Raw genomic sequence first — 20,144 nt, forward strand, 5'->3', positions numbered from 1 at the left:
GTTCACCGTCTTCCTTAACTTCACAAATTTCTGAAAGAAGCGTACGTTCTGAAGCATGACGAAGGCCATCTCGGTGTCCGGACTGCACAAGTCCTTCGGCCGTGCCCACGCTCTGGACGGCCTCGACCTGGAGGTCGAGACCGGTGAGGTGCACGGCTTCCTCGGCCCCAACGGCGCCGGCAAGTCCACCACCATCCGCGTCCTGCTCGGCCTGCTGCGCGCCGACTCCGGCGCCGCGCAGGTCCTCGGCCGCGACCCGTGGACCGACGCGGTCGAGGCACACCGCCGCATCGCGTACGTCCCGGGCGACGTGACCCTGTGGCGCAACCTCTCCGGCGGCGAGGTCATCGACCTGTACGGCAGACTGCGCGGCGGCCTGGACCCGGCCCGCCGGGCCGACCTGATCGACCGCTTCGAACTGGACCCCACCAAGAAGGGCCGTACGTACTCCAAGGGCAACCGCCAGAAGGTCGCCCTGGTGGCCGCGTTCGCCTCCGACGTCGACCTGCTGATCCTGGACGAGCCGACCTCGGGCCTGGACCCCCTGATGGAGGAGGTCTTCCAGGCTTGCGTACGGGAGGAACGGGACCGCGGCCGGACGGTCCTGCTGTCCTCCCACATCCTCAGCGAGGTCGAGGAACTGTGCGACCGCGTCAGCATCATCCGCAAGGGCCGCACCGTGGAGACGGGCTCACTGGCCGACCTGCGCCACCTGACGAGGACGAGCGTGACGGCCGAACTCGCCCACTCCCCCAACGGGTTGGCCCAGCTGCCGGGCGTGCACGACCTCGACGTACAGGGAAAGCACGTGACGCTGCACGTCGACACCGACAAACTCGACGCGGTGCTGCGGTCGTTGGCGGACTCGGGCGTACGGTCGCTGAGGTCGACGCCACCGACGCTGGAGGAGCTGTTCCTGCGGCACTACCAGGAGGCGCGGGCATGACCACGCTGGCGGGCACCGGCCCGCTCCTGCGCTTCGCGCTGCGCCGCGACCGGGTGCTGATCCCCGTCTGGGTGGCCGTGAACACCCTGATGGTCCTCTCCATGCCGAACACGCTCGAGAGCCTCTACGGCACCCCGGCCGACCGGGCCGACCTGCTGCGGCAGCTGGAGACCAACGCCTCCCTGCGGGCCCTGATCGGCCCCGTCTTCGACGACTCGATCGGCGCGCTGACGGCCTGGCGGGTGGGCGTGTACGCGGGCGCGCTCGCCGCCGTGACGAGCCTGCTGATCGTCGTACGGCACACCCGTGACGAGGAGGAGAGCGGCCGCCAGGAACTCCTCGCGTCCGGCATGGTCGGCCGCCGCGCCTCCCTGACGGCGGCCCTGCTGGCGGCGGGCGTCGCCAACGCCGTGCTGGCCCTGCTGGTGACGGCGGGCCTGGCGGGTCAGGGAGCGGCGGGCGCGGTCGCGTTCGGCCTCGGGCTCGCCGGGGTGGGCATGCTGTTCGCGACCATGGCGGCCATCGTCGCGCAGCTCACCGAGAGCGCACGGCTGGCCCGCGGCCTGACGGCCGCCGCCCTGGGCGCCGCATTCGTCCTGCGGGCGGCGGGGGACTCGGCGACCGATGGGGGCACCTCCGTGCTGACCTGGCTGTCACCGCTGGGCTGGCTGGAGAACCTGCGGGCGTTCGCGGACGAGCGGTGGTGGGTGCTGTCCCTGTTCGCGGCGACGGTCGTGGCGCAGGGCGCGCTGGCGTACGGGCTGGCCGGCCGCCGGGACGTGGGCATGAGCTTCCTGCCCACTCGGCCGGGCCCCCCGACAGGACGTCTGGGCACGGCCTCCGCGCTGGCCCGGCGGCTGCAGCGGGGCGCCGTGCTGGGCTGGAGCGTCGGCTTCTTCCTCGCGGGGGTGGTGTACGGCGGGCTCACCGAGGGCGCGGCCGACCTGGTCGCCGACAACGACAGGGCCCGCGAGATCTTCGAACGGATGGGCGGCCGGTCGGATCTGACGGACGCGTTCCTCGCCTCGATGATCGGCATGCTCGGCCTGATCGCGGCCCTGTTCATCGTGTCGTCCGTCCTGCGGCTGCACGGCGAGGAGACGTCGGGCCGCGCGGAACCGGTCCTGGCGAACGCGGTGGGCCGGCTGCGCTGGGCGGCCGGTCACCTCCTGACCGCCTTCGTCGGCGCCACCCTGATCATGCTCCTGGCCGGGCTGGGCTTCGCGGCGGGCTACGGCAAGGAGGTCCTGCCGATCCTGGGCGCCTGTCTGGTGCAGCTCCCGGCGATCTGGCTGGTCGGCGGCCTGGCCGTCCTGCTGTACGGCACGGCCCCGCGACTGGCGCCGGCCGCGTGGGGTGTGGCGGGCGCGATCCTGCTCATCGGCTGGATCGGCCCGGCCCTGGACGCTCCGCAGGCCGTCCTGAACCTGTCGCCCTTCGGTCACCTGCCGAAGCTGCCGGGCGGCGGGATGCGGTGGGGGCCTGTGCTGGTGCTCTCGGGTGCGGCGGCGGCGCTGGTGGCCGCGGGGCTGGCGGCGCTGCGACGGCGGGACCTGACGACCTAGGGCGCCCGCGGGCCGGGTTCACCATGGCGGTCGGCGCACGGATGCCGCACGAAAACCGGGAGGCGCCGCGTGGGCGCCTCCCGGTCGAAGTCGACGGCGAGGAAAGCGAAGGAACTTGTTTCATTGCAGGAAATTGAGAAGGAAGCCCCTTCATGGCCTCGCCGTGGGCAACGCTAGCAGTCAGCCCGGGATCAGGTCGCGCAGATTTTCGAGCGTGATGACCCGGGAGTCCGGGTGCAGCCCCTCGGGACGTTCGAGACCGATGTACGTCACGGGCTCGTCCGGGACCGGCTCGCCGTCCCACAGTTCCGCATCCGTGGTGTCGCCGCACATCAGGTCGATCAGGTACCACACCGTCAGCTGCTCGCGCTCCACGATGGCGCGCACCGCCTTGGACACCGACACCTGGTTCTCCTCGACCCGGTTGGCCGACGAGATGCCCTTCAGATACAGGTGCAGCCACTTCGCGCGCCACCGGCCGTCGGCCTCGCGCCGGAACACCAGCGGCAGCGCCACCCGCCCCGCCCCGCGCAGCTCCGACTTCATCCGCACCGTGCGCGGCTCGAACGGCCGGCCCTTCTGCTCACCGTCGCGCAGCATGAAACCGAAGAACGACTCCTCGACCTCCTCGAAGCTCTCGCCGGCGTAGATGTTGACCTGCGGCACGATGAACGAGCTGCGTACCCGGTCCAGGGACAGGTTGATGAACTCCGAGGCCCCGTCGGGCGCCTCGGTGACATCACCCGAGTGCACGCCCCCGACAGCCCTGAGAGAGGTGTAGGAGAGCCAGGAGTCGGTGCTGTAGTCGGCGTGCAGGAGCAGCGCCGAGAGGTCGTAGTCGGTCCGGCGCTCGGTCTCCTTCCAGTACACGAAGAAGCGCAGCTGTTCGCCGTCCACCGCGGAGACGGAGCCCCGGGGCAGCACGCCGAGCCCGGCCGCGGTCGCCCTGCCGCTGAGCGGGAGCGCCACGTCGAGGATGTCGGGGTCGACGAGCAGCCGCCCCGGCGCCGGAAGCCTGCGGCGCAGCTCGGCGTCGAGGGCGGCGATCAGACGATCGCGGTCGGCGGCCGGTACGGGCGGCCGGTGGTCGGGGGTCACCCAGGCGCGGCCCAGGCGGTTGACGAAGATACGGGGTTCGTCGGTCTCCCGCTCCCGGTTGTGGAAGTGCTCGCGGACCGAGAGCACGACCCGGCCGGAGACCTCGGGGGCGACCCGCACCGCGGCGGCCACCACCGCGTCCCGCGCCTCCTGGTCGGCGGCGATACGCAGCAGGAGGTCAAGGGCGCGGAACAGCTTGCCGGGAGCGGACTCCAGCAGCCGCACCGCACCGAGGACGTCGAACTCGTCGAGCAGCTTCTCGGCACGGCTGTCGAAGGACCGCGCCTCCTTCTCGCCCCGCGCCACGGCGAACACGTCGGCGGCGTGCAGCCAGCGCGGGTACTCGTGCGGGTGGAGACGCTCACCGAGCCGCTTGAAGGGCTCGCGGTACGCGTGCACATCGGCGAGCTTGGCGGGGTTCGCCGCGACCACGGCGTCGAGGCCCGCGAGCAGCGCACGGCGGGCCGGCCGCGAGAGCGCCCGGAACCGGGTCGGCTCCCCCAGCGTCACGTCGCCGCCGGACAGCGCGCAGGCCAGCCGCAGCACATCGACGACGGTGTCCAGGAGCAGGTCCGCGCCGACGGCGAGACGGGCCTCGTTGACGACCGCCCGGTTCTCCCGGACCGGGATCGACTCCGGCTGGGGGCCGAGCGCGCACTGCTCGGCGAGGGCCTTGAGATCGCGCAGGTGCTCCTCGCCCAGCGGCGTCGTGCTGCCCGCCAGGGCCAGGTACAGGTCGGTGAGTTCGTCGTCCAGGTCCCGCCCGAGATGCAGGACGGTCACCCGGTCGCCCGCCGAGGCGATCAGCTCGTCCTGCGCCGCGAGCAGCTCCTCGTAGGTGTGCTGGTAGCGGCCGTAGGTGGGGAGGCTGAGCAGGTCCAGCACCCCGTGTGCCAGCTGCGTCAGCACGTTCTCGCGCGCCTTGTCGTCGCCGAGCGCCTTCGTCACACACCGCATCCAGAACTCTTCGGTGTCCGGCACGTTCGCCGGGAAGTCGATGAAGTACGCGTTGTGCCGGACGTGGTCGCCCACCATCTCGCTCACGGTGCGCAGCGTCCGTCGGGCGGTGTGCGCGACCGCGGCCTCGGACAGCCCCGACAGGTGCTCCAGCAGCTCCGCCGAGAGCTTGAAGCCCACGGACGTCAGCGCCGCGTCGAACTGCCGCGCGGCGGTGGCTCCTTGCCCGGCGGAGCCCTTCGGGAAGGGAAGGCGATGGGTGTGCCGGATGACCAGCGGTTCGAGACTGTGCGCCATCCGGGGATGATCGCAGAGCCGCACGAGCAGACGCGCGGGAGTTTTCTGCGCGCGGCCCTAACCGGAGCCACGGGCAGCCGACCCGGACCCGTGAGTGGCGCGGGTGGGGAACCCGGGGCGGCCGGCGTGCGTCCGTCCCAGGCATGGGACAACGTACGCAGGCCGCCGGCGGCTGCCTTGCCATGGCGCTCGGCTGGGGCGCGGGACTCGCGGTGTGGTCCGTCGACGTCCGCGCCCGCCTCTGGCGCTTCGAGCAGGCACCCGACTGGGGCGTCCTCTACGCGGAACTGCCGCTGGCCCTGCTGGGCGGGACGGCCGCGGGCCTGGCCCTGTGGGCCGTGTTCGCCCGCGTCCGCCTCAGAGGGTCACGCTGAGCCCCTCCAGCCCCCGGATCACGAAGTTCGGCTTGCGCCGGGGCTCCGCCGCCAGGGCCAGGGTGGGGGCCCGTTCCAGCAGGGCCGTCATCGAGGCGGCCAGCTCGATACGGGCCAGCGGGGCGCCGATGCAGTAGTGGATGCCCGCGCTGAAGGAGATGTGCGGGTTGTCGGGGCGGCTGAGATCGAGCCGGTCCGGGTCCGCGAAGACGGCCGGATCGTGGTTCGCCGACCCGAAGAGCATGGCGATCTCCGCTCCCCGGGGCACGGTCGTCCCGTCGATCTCGATGTCGTCGAGCACCCACCGCTCGAAGAGCTGGAGCGGGGTGTCGTACCGCATCAGCTCCTCGACGGCGGAGGGGACGAGCGAGTGGTCGGCGCGCAGCGCGGCCAGTTGCTCCGGGTTCCTGAAGAGCGCCGCCCACCCGTTGACGGTGGCGTTCACGGTCGCCTCGTGCCCCGCGTTGAGCAGCAGCACCGCGGTCGAGATCATCTCCTGCTCGGTGAGCCGGTCGCCCTCGTCGTGCGCGGCGATGAGACCCGAGATGAGATCGTCGCCGGGCTCCTTGCGCCGCGCGGCGATCAGCTCCAGCAGATACTCGGAGAACTCCACCGAGGCCCGCACGGCCTTCGCCGCGGTCTCCTTCGACGGGCTGAGCTCGTACATCCCGCAGATGTCCGCCGACCAGGGCCTGAGCGGCGCCCGGTCCGCCTCCGGGATGCCGAGCATCTCCGCGATCACGGCGACGGGCAGCGGCTCCGCGACGTCGCCGAGCAGATCGCCCCCGCCCGCCGCCACCAGCCGGTCCACCAGCTCCCCGGCCAGCCGCCGCACATACGGCTTCAGCCGCTCCACCGTGCGCGGGGTGAACGCCTTCGACACCAGCCGCCGGATCCGGGTGTGGTCGGGCGGCTCCAGGTCGAGCATCCCGTGGTCGTTGAGCGTGTGGAACGGCTCCTGCTCGGCCGGTGGCGCCGTCCGCCCGAAGTCCTCGTGCGTGAACCGGTGCTGATACGTCCGCCCGAGCCGCCGCTCCCGCAGCAGCGCCGAGACATCCGCGTGCCGCGGCACCAGCCACTGGTCGGTCGGCTCGTAGTAGATCACCCGCCCCCGCTCCCGGAGCTCGGCGTAGGCCGGGTAGGGATCCGCCACGAACGCGGGATCCCAGGGGTCGAACGAGAGAGCGTCAACTACTGCCATGAACGGACGCTAGCCGGTGGAGGGGCTGCTGACCAGGGGGGTCCCGCGGAACGGCGATCGGCTGCTCCCTCGGCGCGCGGACGGCTGGACCACCGACGGGCCGCCCCGGTGGGGCGTGGCGACATGGCGTTCGGCCGGTTCGGGCAGCGCGTCGACGCAAGCCCGCGAACAGGCGTCGAAGAGCCGCGGTTCCCCGCCCTCGGTCATGCCGACAAGCTACCGATGCACCGGCGGACGGCGATACGGTGCGCGTTCTAGCCCGGGGTCACCAGTCGGGCCTCGTAGGCGAAGACCGCCGCCTGGGTGCGGTCTCTCAGGCCCAGCTTGACCAGGATCCTGCTCACGTGGGTCTTGATGGTCGACTCCGCGACCACCAGCCGGCCGGCTATCTCCAGATTCGACAGGCCCTGGGCGATGAGGACCAGCACCTCCGTCTCCCGTTCGGTCAGGTCGCCGTAGGCCGCCTGCGCGGTCGGCGACAGTCGCGGGGTGTCGGACAGCTTGGAGAACTCCGTGATCAGACGCCGGGTGACGGACGGGGCCAGGAGCGCCTCGCCGGCCGCCACCACCCGTACCCCGTCGGCCAGTTGGCGGGCCGACGCGTCCTTCAGCAGGAAGCCCGAGGCGCCCGCGCGCAGCGCCTGGTAGACGTACTCGTCCAGGTCGAAGGTCGTCAGTACCAGGACCTTCGCCGAGCCGTCCGCCGCCACGATCTCCCGCGTCGCCTCGATGCCGTTCAGCTCCGGCATGCGGATGTCCATCAGGACCACGTCGGGCGCGAGCTCGCGGACGCGGTCGATCGCCTCCCGGCCGTTGACCGCCTCGCCCACGACCTCGATGTCCGGCATCGCGTTCAGCAGGACCGAGAAGCCCTCGCGCACCATCATCTGGTCGTCGGCGATCAGTACTCGGATCGTCATGTTCCACTCTCGCTCGCGGCGGGCACCGGCAGGAACACCGTCACCTCGTAGCCGCCCGTCGGGGTCGGCTCCGCCGTCATCTCGCCGTTCAGCATGCCGACTCTCTCCCGCATTCCGGTGATGCCGTGACCGGCCCCGGGTGAGGGCTTGACCAGGGACGGGTTCGGCGGTGCGCCGTTGACTATCCGCAGCCCCAGGCCGCCCAGTACATAGCCGATCTCCACGCGGGCGCCCGCCCCGGGGGCATGGCGCAGGGTGTTGCTCAGCGCCTCCTGGACTATCCGGTACGCCGACAGCTCCACGCCCTGCGGCAGCTCGCGCACCGCGCCGGTGACGGTCTTCTCCACGTCCAGGCCCGTCTCCCGCACGTTGGCGAGCAGCCCGTCCAGTTCGGCGAGCGTGGGCTGCGGGGCGTCGGGGACCTCGTAGTCCTCGGCGCGGACCACGCCCAGGACCCGGCGCAGCTCCGTGAGAGCCGCCACCGCGTTCTCCCGGATGGTGGCGAAGGCGTTCTCCAGCTCCGGCGGCGGATTCTCCACCCGGTAGGGGGCGGCCTCGGCCTGGATGGCGACCACCGACATGTGGTGGGCGACGACGTCGTGCAGCTCGCGGGCGATCGTGGTGCGCTCCTCCAGCAGGGTGCGGCGGGAGCGCTCGTGCGCGGTCACCGTCTGCTGGGCCGTGACCTTCTCCTCGGCCTGCCGGCGGATGTGCCAGACGGTGACGGCGAGGAGGAGGATCGCCGAGAAGACCAGCATGGGCGCGACGTTCGTGAAGTAGTGGCCCCAGCTGAAGACGGTCTCGGCGACGAAGCCGTAGGCCGCCGTCACCATCCACATCCACGCCGCCGTGCGCGGGCGGGTGCGTATCGCCACGACCGTCAGCACGATCAGGTGGGCGGCGAAGCTGCCCGGCAGCCAGGGCCACTCGGTGTACGTGGTGCCGATGACCGCGACGACGGTGGTCCCCGCGAGCGACAGCCAGAACGCGCCGACCGGCCGCACCAGCGTCAGCAGCACCGGGGCCAGGGCGAGCAGTCCGGTCGGCAGACCGACGCCGCTGCCCTCCGAGTCCGCCCAGGCGATCAACATCGCCAGGACGCCGGCCGCCCCGACCACCGCGTGCCGGGACCAGGCCGCGTACTCCCGCCTGCGGCCCTTCAGGCGGCCCAGGACACGTCCGGCGGGCTCCTTGCGGGGCAGCGGGCGGTAGGCGAAGGCGTCGTGGAAGAGGTCCTCCCGCAGGCCGCGCAGGGTGTCCACGGCCGCCCGGAACTCCGGACTGCGCGGCCGGTAGGCCTCGTAGGAGTCGTCCGGGTCGTCCGGGCGGGTGGTGTGCGTCTGCGTCGTCTCTGTCACGTTGAGAACGGTAGGCGGAGGAGGGGGTCCCGGTCGTCACCAGTGAGAGGGGTTCGTGCGGATCCCTCTCAAGTACTACGGGTCCGACGGGGAGCCATCGCTCAGTACCCCGACGGTCTCACCAGCCCCGACTCGTACGCGAACACCGCCGCCTGGGTGCGGTCCCGCAGCCCCAGTTTCACCAGGATGCGGCCCACGTGCGTCTTCACGGTCTGTTCGGCCACGAAGAGATGGTCGGCGATCTCCGCGTTGGACAGGCCCTGCGCGATCAGGGTGAGCACCTCCGTCTCGCGCTCGGTGAGATCGCCGACCCGCTCCTTCAGCGGGGCTCTGGGCCTGCCGTCGAGACGGGAGAACTCGGCGATCAGCTTGCGGGTGATGACGGGCGCGAGCAGGGCGTCACCGGCCGCCACCACCCGGACCGCCTCGGCGAGCCGGTCCGCGGAGGCGTCCTTCAGCAGGAAGCCGGACGCCCCGGCCCGCAGCGCGTCGTACACGTACTCGTCGAGGTCGAAGGTGGTGAGGACCAGCACCTTGATGTGCGGGTGCGCGAGGGTGATGCGCTGCGTGGCCTCGATGCCGCCGAGCTCGGGCATGCGAATGTCCATCAGGACGACGTCCGGGGCGAGTTCGTCGACCTTGGCGACGGCGTCCAGGCCGTGCACCGCCTGCCCGACCACCTCGATGCCCGGGTGGGCGTTGAGCAGCACGGTGAAGCCCTGCCGGACCATCTCCTGGTCGTCGGCGATCAGTACGCGGATGGTGCCGCCGGTCGTCATGGGGTTCCTTCTCCTGTCGGGGGCGGGCCGCCCGCGTCGTGCACGGCGTCCACGTCGTCCTTGCCGTCCATGCCGTCGACCTCGTCCATGTCGTCCGGGAAGACGAGTTCGAGGCCCTCGGGGGTAGCGGGATCCGCGGAGTCTTTTCCGGAGCGGGATGCGGGGAGGGCGTCCGAGTCGTCGCGGGGCGTCGCCGCGCCGTCCCGCGGGAGGAACGCCGACACCGCGAAACCTCCGTGCAGGGTCGGACGGGCGCTGACATGGCCGCCCAGCATCACCGCCCGCTCGCGCATCCCGAGCAGACCGTGCCCCGCTCCCGGGGAGGACGGTACGGGTGCGCTCGGGCGGGAGTTGACGACCTCCAGGTACAGGCCATGGCCATGGTGGGTGACCTCCACCCGCACCTGGGAACCCGGCGCGTGCCGCAGGGCGTTGCTGAGCGCCTCCTGGACTATCCGGTACGCCGACAGCTGCACACCCGGCGGATACACGGGAGCCTCGCCCTCGACGGTGGCGACCACGTCCAGTCCCGCGGCACGGGTGTTCTCCATGAGGGCGTCGAGGCGGTCGAGGGTGGGCTGCGGGGTGTCCGGGGCGGCGCCGGTGCCGGCCGCGCCGAGGCCGTAGGGGTCCTCGGGGTTCTCCGAGCGCAGCACGCCGAGCACCCGGCGCAGTTCGGCGAGCGCCTCCAGGGCGTTCTTCCGGATGCCGGCGAGGTTCTCCTTCAGTTCCTCGGACGGGTTCTCCACCAGGTGCGGGGCGACCTGGGCCTGGATGGAGATCACCGACATGTGGTGGGCGACCACGTCGTGCAGTTCGCGCGCGATCCGGTTGCGCTCCTCGAGCACAGTGCGACGGGCGCGTTCCTCGGCGGTGATGCCGGTCTGCTCGACCAGCTGCTTACGGGCCTCGCGCCGGCCGCGCAGAGAGCTGCCGACGAGGACCACGGCGGCGAACAGGATCACCGCCACGGGGCCGGTCGGCCCGTAGTTGGCGGCGCCGATGAGTCCTTCCACGACGTAGGTGACGAGCGCCGTCAGGCCCAGCGCCGCCACGGAGGCTCGGGTGGGCACGCGCAGCGACAGCAGAAGCAGCACCATGGCGTGTGCGATGAGGCCCGGTCCGCCCCAGGGCCATGAGGCCTCGGGCTCGGCCTGGCCCGAGAGCAGTTGGGAGCGGGCGCCCAGGGCCACGACCACCGTGACCGTCATCGACAGCCACCACGCCGGAACCGGCCGCCACAGTGCCAGGGCCACTGCCCCGCCCTGCGCCGCCGCGCACAGCAAGCCGTAGTTCACGCCCTGGCGGTATTCGTCGGCGATCTGATCCACTCCGCCCAGCGTGATGCCGACGGCGACCAGGATCACATGCACGTGCGGAAGCCGGCGCAGCCATACGAACGACGGCAGCGGTGCCGCCCGGGTCGTCCACAGGTCGTCACGCAGGACCCGCAACCTCCCGGTCAGCCACTCCCCCACACCGTTCATCCGCACCACCCTAGACATGCCGTGTCTCCCGCGAACCCGACGGCTTCGGCCGCCCTCCGACGCGGACCACACGCGATCGGCCCTCGCTCTTCCGCCCACGCCGCCCTCCGCTGTTCTCACAGCCGTGGAACGCCGCCCAGCACACCCCCAGCACCAGGGCGAAGACCGGCAGCCACAGCAGCCGGGCCGCCACCCAGTCCAGCCCGTCGGGGACCGTGTGCAGGCCGGGCAGGCGGCCCGCGAACAGACCCGTCGCGGTGGTCGCCATCATGGCCGTCTGGTGCCAGAGGAACACCGTCATCGCCGAGAGGTTGACCAGCGCGACCGCCGCCCAGGCCAGGGGCCCGCGCACGGCCCGGCGCAGCCGGTCACGCAGCAGCAGCGCCAGTCCGCACTGGGCGAGACCGAAGGTGACGGCGGCCAGCGTCGGCGGGTTGAGGTTGGACACCGCCGCGCCCGGCACACCCACCATCGACGGCGGGTATCCGGCCCAGCCGACGAGCAGTGCCGTCGCCACCGCCCCGCCGACCAGCAGCAGCCGGCCCGCGCGGGGCCGCTCCAGCTCACCGCGGGTCCAGGCCGCGCCCACGGTGTACGGCACCAGCCAGCCCGCCACCACGTTCACCCAGCCCAGCCACGACGGGCCGCCCAGGCCGAAGCGCACCAGATCCACATGGAGGACGACGGCCAGCGGCCACAGCGGGTTGAGCCGTACCAGCAGCGGGGTCGCGGCCGTCAGCACGGCGAAGACCAGCAGGAACCAGAGGGGGGACAGCGCCAGTTTGACCACGGTGTGCACGGTGACGAAGGACGCGCCGCCGAGCAGGAGCCCGATCGCGGCGACCGTCCACACGGCCGTCAAGGCGGCGACCGGGACGAACAGCCGCGTCAGCCGGCTTCTGAGCCATCCGCCGTAGGTCCCGCCCCGCGTGCGGGCCGAGGCGAGGCCTCGGGTCGCCACATGGCCGCCCACCATGAAGAACACCGCGAGGGTCTGGAACATCCACGACACCGGGGCCAGCCAGGGCATGGGCCCCAACGGGCTCGCGGCCCGCAGGGTTCCGCCGTCGGCGACGAGCGCCGTCACCAGCCAGTGGCCGAGGACGACACCGAGGATCGCCAGTGCGCGCAGGGCGTCCACGGCCCGGTCGCGCTGCGGCGGCGTGGCGGCGTCGATCCGGACGGCGGCCCGCCGGATCCCGAACAACGCCCGCCCCTGCGCCCCACGCTCCGGGGTCTCATGCTCCGGCGCCCCACGCACCGGCGCCCCACGCTCCGGCGACTCACGCACCGGCGACTCACGCTTCTGGGTCTCACGCACCGGTGACCTCCGAGGTCTGGCCGAGGACGATCCGGGCGATGTTGGCGAGGGAGGGCGAACCCGGCCTGAAGTAGTCGCTGTGGCCGCCGGAGCCCGCCGCGAAGACCCGGGCGCCGAACGACGGGGACAGGGGATCGGTGCCGAAGCCGACCGTCGTGCCGAACAGGTCGGCGCTGACGTGCGGGACGTCGGCCACCCAGTCGTCGGCGCCCCGGGCCGCCCAGATCCGCGCGCGGGTGCGCAGGTCGGCCGCCGATGCCGCACCCGTGCCCGGGCTGCCGAGGAGGACGAGATCCGTCACGTCCAGGTGCGGGGCGGCGCGGCCGCACACGACCGTGCCGTACGAGTGGCACAGGAGGGTGAACCGGGCACCCGGCGCGGTGACGGAGCGCAGTTCGCGCAGGAACTCCCGCAGGTCCGGGGCCGCTTCCTCGGCACGGTCCGGGGTGATCACGGTGGCGCTGACCGTGCCGGGGGTGGTGTAGCCGAGCCAGGCCACCACCGCCGTACGGGGATCGGCGCCGGTCTGCCCGGTGAGCCGGTGGTGCAGTGCGGCCGCTCCCGCGCGGAAGCGTCCGAAGGTGTCCAGCGAGGTGTCGGAGCCCGGTACGAGGACGGCGACACGATCGGCGTGGGCGAGGTCCCCGAACACCTCGACCGCACGGCCGGAACCCCGGCCGTCGAAGGAGAGCAGATTGCGGGACGGGGCGGCCAACTCCCGCTCGGCGGCGGCGCGGTGGCGGTCCCCGTGGTCGGCGGCCATCCCGGACGCCAGTGTGGCGTTGGCCCGGTTGGCGGCGTACGCCCTCTCCAGCGTCGCCGCCGTCGGCGGGGCGAGGGCGGCGGGGGCCGGGGCCGGGATCCGCGGCCGGGCCGCCGCCGCCGTGAGGGGGACGACCACGGCGGCGGTGATGAGGACGGCCAACAGGGCGCGGAACCAGTGCCGCCCCCCGCGCGTTTCCCTCGCACGGCGCCACCGCCCGCGAAAACGAAGCTCCGCCATCCCGCCCCTCCCCCGCCACAGCGCCCGGCCATCGGGCCTTTCTGGCATGGAAGTTACGGATCGGCGCTCGTCGTTCGCGTCCCGCTGAGGAGCTCTTCTTCGACGTAGCTCTCAGGTACTACGGGGACGACCTAGGGGACTTCACCCCGCCGGACCGCCCCGCCGGACCACCCCGCCGGACCGCCCCGCCGGACCACCCCGCCGGACCACCCCGCCGGACCGGGGCCACGGCTACCACGCCAGCTGCGCGATCTCCTCCGCCACCACCGCGCACGCGTCCGCCGCCGGGTCGATCAGCGGGAAGTGGCCGACGTCCTCCAGGAGGGTCAGCCCCACCACCTCACCCGCCTTCGCCGCCGCGTCCGCGTACGCCTCGGCGACCGCCTGCGGGACGACCAGGTCGGTGCGGCCCTGGACGAGGGTCGTCGCGACCCCGGTCGGCAACAGCAGCGCGGGGTCGGCGTACGGCCGCCGCTCTCCGAACTGCTCTTCGCCGCCCAGGAGTTGGTGGGCCGCTCCGCCGCACACGTCCAGCTTCTCGGCGACCGCGAAGTCGGCGATCGGGGCCAGCGCGACGACGCCCCGCAGCGAGGCCGAGCCCCCGGTGCGCCAGGGCGCGTCGGCGGGCAGCACATGCCGGGACGCCGCCCACAGGGCGAGGTGGCCGCCCGCCGAGTGACCGGTGAGCACCGTACGGCGGGCATCGGCCTGCGGCACGGCCTCCCGGACCAGGGCGGGGAGGGCGTCGAGGGCCGCGGCGACATCGTCGAAGGTGTCCGGCCAGCGTCCCGCGATCGGGGATGTCCCCTCCGGGGCGGGGCTCTCGGCGCCCCGCCGGTACTCCACGTTGGCCACGGCGAAGCCGCGCTGGGCCAGGAAGTCCGCGAAGGGCGTGATGTGCCGCCGGTCGTACGGCGCCCGCCAGGCCCCGCCGTGCAGCACGACGACGAGCGGGACGGACCCGCCCGGGCCGACCTGCGCACGCGGGACGTAGAACTCGATCACCTGGTCGGGGTGATCGCCGTACGCCGTGGTGACGTCGGGCTCGACGGGCGGATGCGCGAAGGCCGACGCCTCCTCGGCGGCGGCCCGGGCTGCGACAACGTCGTCCGGCATGCTCCAACCTCTCAGCGGCGAAACAGATTTGGCGGACCAGATGAGAATTCGGCCGTTGGCCGGGACGGTATCAGGCCCGTGACGTGCGCGGACACGCGGATGTCACGCTCGGTGAGAGGCAACCGGTTCAGGTAAACGGTTCTGCTGTTCCGCCGCCCCGGCAGGCCCGCCCGCCGGGAATCCCCCTGGGCGTACCCCTAGGTACGCCCGGGAGACCCGGCCGGTTCAGCCCACCGGGCCCACCGTCCGGGTCTGTCCGCCGGCCGGCCGCCGGGTCAGCCCAGTTCCTCCGCCAGCACCCGCGCCGCCCGCTCCACGTCCGCGAACCCGACGTACAGCGGGGTGAAGCCGAAGCGCAGGACGTCCGGGCGGCGGAAGTCGCCGACGACCCCGCGCCCGATCAGCCGTTTCATGACCTCGCCGGCGTCCTCGCAGCGCAGCGCCACCTGGCTGCCGCGCTCCTCGTGACGGACCGGAGTCAGCGACTCGACCCGCCCCTGGGGGACGTACGCGGCGACGCATTCCAGGAAGAAGTCCGTCAGGGCCAACGACTTCGCCCGCACCGCCTCGACCGAGACCCCGTCCCAGACCTCGAGTGCCGCCTCCAGGGCGAGCATCGACAGGATGTCCGGGGTGCCGACCCGCCCGCGCGGGGCACCCGCCGCCGGCTCGTACGTCTCCCGCATGCCGAAGGGCTCGGCGTGCGAGTTCCAGCCGGGCAGCGGTGAGTCGAACCGGTCCTGGAGGCCGCGGCGGACGTACAGGTACGCCGGCGAACCCGGTCCGCCGTTCAGGTACTTGTAGGTGCAGCCGACCGCGAGGTCCACGCCGTGCTCGTCGAGACCGACGGGCAGGGCGCCCGCGCTGTGGCACAGGTCCCACACGGCGATCGCGCCGGCCGCGTGCACGGCGGCGGTGAGCGAGGGCAGGTCGTGCAGCCGCCCGGTGCGGTAGTCGACATGGTTGAGCAGCACGGCGGCCGTACGCTCCGACAGCGCCGCCGGCACCTCGCCCGGTGTCACCGCGCGCAGGGTGCGGCCGGTGAGACGGGCCGCGGACTCGGCGATGTAGCCGTCCGTGGGGAAGGTCGTCGCGTCGACGAGGATCTCGTCCCGGGCGCCGTCCACCAGGCGTACCGCTCCCACGAGCGCCTTGAAGACGTTGACACTCGTCGAGTCGCCGACCACGATCTGGCCGGCCGCCGCGCCCACCAGCGGGGCGATCAGGTCGCCGATCCGCTCGGGCGCCGTCCACCAGCCGCTCTCGTCCCAGGAGCGGATCTTCAGCGCGCCCCACTGACGGCGTACGACGTCCTCCACGTGCCCGGGGACGGAGCGCGGCAGCGCGCCCAGCGAGTTGCCGTCGAGGTAGACGCCGTCGTCGAGAAGGAACTGGGCGCGCTTGCCCGCCAGTTCGTCGCCGCCGTCCAACTCCTTCGCCCTGAAGGCGAGTTGCTCGAAGCCGGGGCGCTCAGACATGGGACCTGGCCGTCCACAGCTCGGGGAACACATTCTTCTGCGCGCGCTTCTCCAGCCAGGCCACGCCGGCCGAGCCGCCCGTGCCGGCCTTCGCGCCCATCGCGCGGCGGGTGGCGACGAGGTGGTCGTTGCGCCAGCGCCACACCAGCTCGGCGACGTCCGTCAGCGCCTCGCCGAGGCGCGCGATCTCGTCACCCTCGTCGCCCGCGTACACGGCCGTCCAGACCGCCTCGACCTCCGTCGAGGGCTCGTACCGGCGCGAGATGTCCCGCTCCAGGACGGCCGCCGGGATCGCGTGACCGCGCCGGGCCAGCAGCCGCAGCACCTCGTCGTACAGGCTCGGCTCGTGCAGCGCCTTCTCCAGCTCCGCGTGGACGCGGGGCGCGCCGCGGTGCGGGACCAGCATGGACGCGGACTTCTCACCGAGCAGGAACTCCATGCGGCGGTACATCGCCGACTGGAAGCCGGAGCCCTCGCCGAGCGCGGAGCGGTACGAGTTGAACTGCGCCGGGGTCAGCTGCCCGAGCGGCCGCCAGGACGCGTTCAGCGCGTCCAGCTCGCGGACGGACCGCTTCAGCGCGTCGATCGCCACCGGCACCCGGTCCTGGCGGAGCGCCTGCGCGGCGGTCTCCCACTCGTGCACGATGACCGTGAACCACAGCTCCATGACCTGGGTGGTGACCAGGAAGACCATCTCTCCGGGATCGTCGGAGAGGGTGTGCTGGAGGTGGGTGAGCACGTCCGCCTTGACGTAGTCCTCGTACGGCGTCGTGCCGGCGAAGTCGAGATGCGGGGTCTCGGGCTCCGAAGCCTCTTGGGGCTGAGCCTGCTGGGACATCGCTGTCTCCTGTTGTGTACTCCGGGTAGCGGTCCGCCCCTGCCGTTACCGACACGGGGGCCCCGGTCCCCACCGGCACATAGTGCGCAATGCTCTCCCGAAAACGCAAGGCCCGCCTGGTCACACCAGACGGGCCTCGGAGGAACACACAGCTGAACGGCTATCCCAGGGTCTGGGCCGCCGTCGGCGAGGAGTCCTTCAGGAACTGCGAGCAGCGCTCCCACTCCGCCTGCTCGCCGATCGCCTGCGCGGCGCGGGCGAGGCCGTGCAGGGCACGCAGGAAACCGCGGTTCGGCTCGTGCTCCCACGGCACCGGGCCGTGGCCCTTCCAGCCGTTGCGGCGCAGGCTGTCCAGGCCGCGGTGGTACCCCGTACGGGCGTACGCGTACGACTCCACCACGCTGCCCCGCTCGAACGCGTCGTCGGCGAGCTGGGCCCAGGCCAGCGAGGACGTCGGGTACTTCGCGGCGACGTCGGCGGGCGCCGTGCCGTTCGCGAGGAGCTCGCGCGGCTCGGGGTCGTCGGGGAGGTGGGTCGGGGGCGGTCCCCCGAGGAGGTTTTCGTGAATGGACATGCGTCCAGTCTGCGCCATCCGCGGGCCCTCGGCCCCGGCCCGCCGGGTAAACCCGGACAGCCGTCGCGCCCGGGACCCGGCTAGGACAGCCGGCCCTTCGTCCGCTCCCCCTCGAGAGGCGGTGCCAGCACGCTCCCGTGCGTCCTGCACTCCGGCCTGCGGCAGTCCGGGGCCGGGCGGCGCACCGTCGTGAAGGCGACCACCGCGCCCACCACCAGCACCCCCGCACACAGCACCATGGCCCGCTGGAACGCCTCGTCGAAGGCGGTGGCCGAGCGGTACGCCTCCGAGCTCATCCCGGTCAGCAGGGGCAGCGCGGCCACCGCGACGAGACCGGCCGCGCGGGCCGCCGCGTTGTTGACGCCGCTGGCCACCCCGGCCCGTGTGACGTCCACGGAGGCCAGCACGGTCGCGGTGAGCGGGGCGACCAGCGCGACCATGCCGAAGCCCAGCACCAGGACGGCGGGCAGGACGTCGGTGGCGTAGGACGCGCCGGGCCCGACGCGCAGCATCAGGAGCATCCCGGCGGCGCACAGCAGCGGGCCGACGGTGAGCGGGATCCGCGGCCCGATGTGCTCGGCCAGTTCCCCGGAGCGGGCGGACAGCAGCAGCATCAGCACCGTCGTCGGCAGCAGCGCCGTACCGGCCCCGAGAGCGGACCAGCCGACCACGACCTGGAGCTGGACCGCGGACAGGAAGAAGAATCCGCCGAAGGCCGCGTACACGCACAGGGTGACCAGGTTGACGGCCGTGAACTGGCGGGACGCGAAGATGTCGAGCGGCAGCATCGGGTCCGGGTGGCGGCGCTCCACCGCCACGAAGGCGACCCCGGCGGCCAGTCCCGCGACCGCCGCCCCCGTGACGACCCCTACGGGTCCGCTCCGGGCCTCGATCAGCGCGTAGGTGACGAGGGCGAGCGCCAGCGCGCCCAGGAAGGCGCCCAGCACGTCGAAGCGCTCGTGCGGACGCCCTGTCCCGCTCCCGGTCACGCTCTCGGCCGCGCTGGGGCGGACGGGCCGCCCGTCCGACTCCGGTACGTGCCGCAACGCCACCGGCACGCACACCACCGCCAGCGGCACGTTCAGCAGGAACACCCACCGCCAGCCCGGACCGTCCACCAGCCAGCCGCCCAGGAACGGCCCCACGGCCGCCCCCATGCCGCCGAACCCGGACCACAGGCCCACCGCCCGCCCCCGGTCCTCGGGGTGGAAGGAAGCCTGGATGAGCGCGAGGGAACCCGGCGTGAGAAGCGCGCCGCCGACCCCCTGCAACGCCCGGGCGGCGACCAGCACCCCCGCGTTCGGGGCGATACCGCACAGCAGCGAGGCGACGGCGAACCACACCACCCCGACCACGAACACCTTGCGCCGCCCGTAGTGGTCGCCCAGGGAGCCGCCGAGCAGGATCAGCCCGGCCAGCGTCAGCAGATACGCGTTGACGGTCCACTGGAGGGCGGCCAGGTCGGCGTCCAGGTCGCGGCCGATGCGCGGGAGGGCGACGTTGACGACCGTCGAGTCCAGCAGGGCCATGCTGGAGCCGAGCACGGTGGTGAGCAGGATCCACTTGCCCTGCGGCGAGGCCAACCGGACGTCAGGCATGCCCCCAGGTATACAGCGAGCCCGGCGCCGTAGACAGACGCCGGGCTCACCCGTACCCGTAGTACCTCCGGGTGCCTGCGGGGGTCCGGAGGCACCGCGGAGGTGCCTTCGGGGATTACTTGATCTTCTGGCCCGCCGAACGCAGGTGCTGCGTGGCCTCGAGGACCCGCGCGGCCATGCCCGCCTCGGCCAGCTTGCCCCAGGTCCGCGGGTCGTAGGTCTTCTTGGAGCCGACCTCGCCGTCGACCTTCAGGACGCCGTCGTAGTTGCGGAACATGTGGTCGGCGACGGGACGCGTGAAGGCGTACTGCGTGTCCGTGTCGATGTTCATCTTGACGACGCCGTTCTCCAGCGCGGTCGCGATCTCCTCCGGGCTGGAGCCGGAGCCGCCGTGGAAGACGAAGTCGAACGGCTGGGAGCCGGCCGGCTTGCCGTACTTCGCGGCGATGCCCTCGTTCAGCTCCTTGAGCAGATCGGGGCGGAGCACGACGTTGCCCGGCTTGTACACGCCGTGGACGTTGCCGAAGGACGCGGCCAGCAGGTAGCGGCCCTTGTCGCCCAGACCCAGCGCCTCGACGGTGCGCACCGCGTCGTCGACCGTCGTGTACAGCGAGTCGTTGATCTCGTGCGAGACGCCGTCCTCCTCGCCGCCCGTCGGGGTGATCTCCACCTCGAGGATGATCTTCGCGGCGGCGGTGCGGGCGAGCAGCTCCTGCGCGACGGTGAGGTTGTCGGCGAGGGTCTCGGCCGAGCCGTCCCACATGTGGGACTGGAAGAGCGGGTTGCGGCCGGCCTTCACGCGCTCCTCGGAGATCGCGAGCAGCGGACGGACGAACCCGTCGAGCTTGTCCTTCGGGCAGTGGTCCGTGTGCAGCGCGATGGTGACCGGGTACTTCTCGGCGACGATGTGCGCGAACTCGGCGAGGGCCAGCGCGCCCGTCACCATGTCCTTGCTGTACTGGCCGCCGGCGAACTCGGCGCCACCCGTCGTGATCTGGACGATGCCGTCGCTCTCCGCCTCCGCGAAGCCGCGCAGTGCCGCGTGCAGGGTCTGGCTCGAGGTCACGTTGATGGCCGGGTAGGCGAACTTGCCTGCCTTCGCCCGGTCGAGCATCTCGTTGTAGACCTCGGGGGTTGCGATGGGCATCTGTCCGCTCCTTGGTATCTGCGGGTTGGCGATCTGTCGATCTGCGTACTACGGCCCTGACCTAGACCTGGGGTGCGACGTCATCGT

General features: G+C 72.5%; 18 protein-coding genes. 3 read left to right on the plus strand and 15 right to left on the minus strand.

The features are described 5' to 3' along the window. Positions 1–55 precede the first annotated feature (55 nt). Both OG933_RS20825 and OG933_RS20830 read left to right on the plus strand, forming a co-directional pair. The gene (locus OG933_RS20825; RefSeq protein WP_362522308.1) at positions 56–946 is read left to right on the plus strand and encodes an ABC transporter ATP-binding protein; all 891 of its coding nucleotides are present in this window, start codon (positions 56–58) and stop codon (positions 944–946) included. Beyond that, positions 943–2,511, plus strand: a complete 1,569-nt coding sequence (locus tag OG933_RS20830) for an ABC transporter permease (RefSeq protein ID WP_405628376.1) — start codon at positions 943–945, stop codon at positions 2,509–2,511. Before OG933_RS20825 ends, OG933_RS20830 begins: the two co-directional genes overlap by 4 nt. A 180-nt stretch (positions 2,512–2,691) precedes the next feature. Here the strand turns inward: OG933_RS20830 and OG933_RS20835 are convergent, their stop codons facing one another. Continuing rightward, positions 2,692–4,863 carry a hypothetical protein gene (locus tag OG933_RS20835; RefSeq protein WP_405628379.1) on the minus strand — a complete coding sequence of 724 codons (2,172 nt, stop codon included), beginning with the start codon at positions 4,861–4,863 and terminating at the stop codon, positions 2,692–2,694. A gap of 143 nt (positions 4,864–5,006) precedes the next feature. Between OG933_RS20835 and OG933_RS20840 the strand changes: the two genes are divergently transcribed. Continuing rightward, a complete protein-coding gene (locus OG933_RS20840) occupies positions 5,007–5,237 on the plus strand; it encodes a hypothetical protein (RefSeq protein ID WP_405628381.1) in 231 nt (76 codons plus the stop codon). On the opposite strand, the gene OG933_RS20845 is transcribed toward OG933_RS20840, so the two are convergent. The 14 genes from OG933_RS20845 to fbaA form a co-directional block, all read right to left on the minus strand. Then, positions 5,221–6,438 (minus strand): cytochrome P450, encoded by a 1,218-nt coding sequence (locus OG933_RS20845; protein WP_405628383.1) that lies wholly within the window; start codon positions 6,436–6,438, stop codon positions 5,221–5,223. The two genes, OG933_RS20840 and OG933_RS20845, sit on opposite strands and share 17 nt — an antisense overlap. Before the next feature lie 9 nt (positions 6,439–6,447). Then, the gene (locus OG933_RS20850; RefSeq protein ID WP_362522301.1) at positions 6,448–6,645 is read right to left on the minus strand and encodes a hypothetical protein; all 198 of its coding nucleotides are present in this window, start codon (positions 6,643–6,645) and stop codon (positions 6,448–6,450) included. Between the two features lie 47 nt (positions 6,646–6,692). After that, on the minus strand, positions 6,693–7,358 hold the full coding sequence (locus OG933_RS20855; RefSeq protein WP_020129201.1) for a response regulator transcription factor: 666 nt from the start codon (positions 7,356–7,358) through the stop codon (positions 6,693–6,695). Beyond that, positions 7,355–8,716, minus strand: a complete 1,362-nt coding sequence (locus tag OG933_RS20860) for a histidine kinase (protein ID WP_362522299.1) — start codon at positions 8,714–8,716, stop codon at positions 7,355–7,357. The genes OG933_RS20855 and OG933_RS20860 overlap by 4 nt, the downstream gene beginning before the upstream one ends. Before the next feature lie 101 nt (positions 8,717–8,817). After that, complete coding sequence (locus OG933_RS20865) at positions 8,818–9,495, minus strand: response regulator transcription factor (RefSeq protein ID WP_020129199.1); 678 nt, start codon at positions 9,493–9,495, stop codon at positions 8,818–8,820. Next, entirely contained in the window at positions 9,492–10,982 is a 1,491-nt protein-coding gene (locus OG933_RS20870; protein WP_405628386.1) for a sensor histidine kinase, read from the minus strand. Before OG933_RS20870 ends, OG933_RS20865 begins: the two co-directional genes overlap by 4 nt. Positions 10,983–10,992: 10 nt before the next feature. After that, on the minus strand, positions 10,993–12,243 hold the full coding sequence (locus OG933_RS20875) for an acyltransferase (protein WP_405633456.1): 1,251 nt from the start codon (positions 12,241–12,243) through the stop codon (positions 10,993–10,995). Positions 12,244–12,295: 52 nt separating this feature from the next. Then, positions 12,296–13,306 (minus strand): alpha/beta hydrolase, encoded by a 1,011-nt coding sequence (locus OG933_RS20880; protein WP_405628388.1) that lies wholly within the window; start codon positions 13,304–13,306, stop codon positions 12,296–12,298. A 231-nt stretch (positions 13,307–13,537) separates the two neighbouring features. Further along, positions 13,538–14,422, minus strand: coding sequence for an alpha/beta hydrolase (locus OG933_RS20885; protein WP_405628391.1), 885 nt, complete (start codon positions 14,420–14,422; stop codon positions 13,538–13,540). A gap of 275 nt (positions 14,423–14,697) precedes the next feature. Beyond that, complete coding sequence (kynU, locus tag OG933_RS20890; protein ID WP_020129194.1) at positions 14,698–15,900, minus strand: kynureninase; 1,203 nt, start codon at positions 15,898–15,900, stop codon at positions 14,698–14,700. After that, entirely contained in the window at positions 15,893–16,738 is an 846-nt protein-coding gene (locus tag OG933_RS20895; RefSeq protein WP_405628394.1) for a tryptophan 2,3-dioxygenase family protein, read from the minus strand. The genes kynU and OG933_RS20895 overlap by 8 nt, the downstream gene beginning before the upstream one ends. A gap of 160 nt (positions 16,739–16,898) precedes the next feature. Beyond that, positions 16,899–17,312: a DUF3151 domain-containing protein gene (locus OG933_RS20900; protein WP_020129192.1), complete on the minus strand. Its 414-nt coding sequence runs from the start codon at positions 17,310–17,312 to the stop codon at positions 16,899–16,901. An 80-nt stretch (positions 17,313–17,392) separates the two neighbouring features. Continuing rightward, on the minus strand, positions 17,393–18,910 hold the full coding sequence (locus tag OG933_RS20905; protein ID WP_362522292.1) for an MFS transporter: 1,518 nt from the start codon (positions 18,908–18,910) through the stop codon (positions 17,393–17,395). Positions 18,911–19,025: 115 nt separating this feature from the next. After that, complete coding sequence (gene fbaA, locus OG933_RS20910) at positions 19,026–20,057, minus strand: class II fructose-bisphosphate aldolase (protein WP_020129190.1); 1,032 nt, start codon at positions 20,055–20,057, stop codon at positions 19,026–19,028. Positions 20,058–20,144 lie beyond the last annotated feature (87 nt).

It is taken from the genome of Streptomyces sp. NBC_00016 (assembly GCF_045040885.1).
In the GTDB taxonomy this organism is placed as follows: Bacteria; Actinomycetota; Actinomycetes; order Streptomycetales; family Streptomycetaceae; genus Streptomyces; species Streptomyces coriariae.